The 1,525-nt window shown below is 52.5% G+C and carries 2 rRNA genes; both read right to left on the bottom strand.

The features are described from left to right. Positions 1–6: 6 nt before the first annotated feature. Positions 7–122 (bottom strand): 5S ribosomal RNA (gene rrf, locus QNN86_RS23825). A gap of 93 nt (positions 123–215) precedes the next feature. Continuing rightward, positions 216–1,525, bottom strand: a 23S ribosomal RNA gene (locus QNN86_RS23830); the annotation flags it as partial.

Genomic DNA, 1,525 nt, shown 5'->3' on the forward strand with positions numbered 1-1,525 from the left:
TTTGATGCCTGGCAGTTCCCTACTCTCGCATGGGGAGACCCCACACTACCATCGGCGCTACGGCGTTTCACTTCTGAGTTCGGCATGGGGTCAGGTGGGACCACCGCGCTACAGCCGCCAGGCAAATTCTGTTTATCAGACCGCTTTTGCGTTCTGATTTTATCTGTATCAAGCTGAATTTGATGTCTCTTTCGCCAAAACATCTTTGGCGTTGTAAGGTTAAGCCTCACGGTTCATTAGTATCGGTTAGCTCAATGTATCGCTACACTTACACACCCGACCTATCAACGTCGTAGTCTTCAACGTTCCTTCAGGACTCTCAAGGAGTCAGGGAGAACTCATCTCGGGGCAAGTTTCGTGCTTAGATGCTTTCAGCACTTATCTCTTCCGCATTTAGCTACCGGGCAATGCCATTGGCATGACAACCCGAACACCAGTGATGCGTCCACTCCGGTCCTCTCGTACTAGGAGCAGCCCCCCTCAATTCTCCAGCGCCCACGGCAGATAGGGACCGAACTGTCTCACGACGTTCTAAACCCAGCTCGCGTACCACTTTAAATGGCGAACAGCCATACCCTTGGGACCTACTTCAGCCCCAGGATGTGATGAGCCGACATCGAGGTGCCAAACACCGCCGTCGATATGAACTCTTGGGCGGTATCAGCCTGTTATCCCCGGAGTACCTTTTATCCGTTGAGCGATGGCCCTTCCATTCAGAACCACCGGATCACTAAGACCTGCTTTCGCACCTGCTCGAGCCGTCACTCTCGCAGTCAAGCTAGCTTATGCCTTTGCACTAACCTCCTGATGTCCGACCAGGATTAGCTAACCTTCGTGCTCCTCCGTTACTCTTTAGGAGGAGACCGCCCCAGTCAAACTACCCACCAGACACTGTCCGCAACCCGGATCACGGGTCTACGTTAGAACACCAGCCATTAAAGGGTGGTATTTCAAGGTTGGCTCCATGCAGACTGGCGTCCACACTTCAAAGCCTCCCACCTATCCTACACATCAAGGACCAGTGTTCAGTGTCAAGCTATAGTAAAGGTTCACGGGGTCTTTCCGTCTTGCCGCGGGTACACTGCATCTTCACAGCGAGTTCAATTTCACTGAGTCTCGGGTGGAGACAGCCTGGCCATCATTACGCCATTCGTGCAGGTCGGAACTTACCCGACAAGGAATTTCGCTACCTTAGGACCGTTATAGTTACGGCCGCCGTTTACCGGGGCTTCGATCAAGAGCTTCTCCTTACGGATAACCCCATCAATTAACCTTCCGGCACCGGGCAGGCGTCACACCGTATACGTCCACTTTCGTGTTTGCACAGTGCTGTGTTTTTAATAAACAGTTGCAGCCAGCTGGTATCTTCGACTGATTTCAGCTCCACGAGCAAGTCGCTTCACCTACCATCAGCGTGCCTTCTCCCGAAGTTACGGCACCATTTTGCCTAGTTCCTTCACCCGAGTTCTCTCAAGCGCCTTGGTATTCTCTACCTGACCACCTGTGTCGGTTTGGGGTACGATTT

It is taken from the genome of Citrobacter sp. C348 (assembly GCF_047467975.1).
In the GTDB taxonomy this organism is placed as follows: domain Bacteria; phylum Pseudomonadota; class Gammaproteobacteria; order Enterobacterales; family Enterobacteriaceae; genus Citrobacter; species Citrobacter gillenii.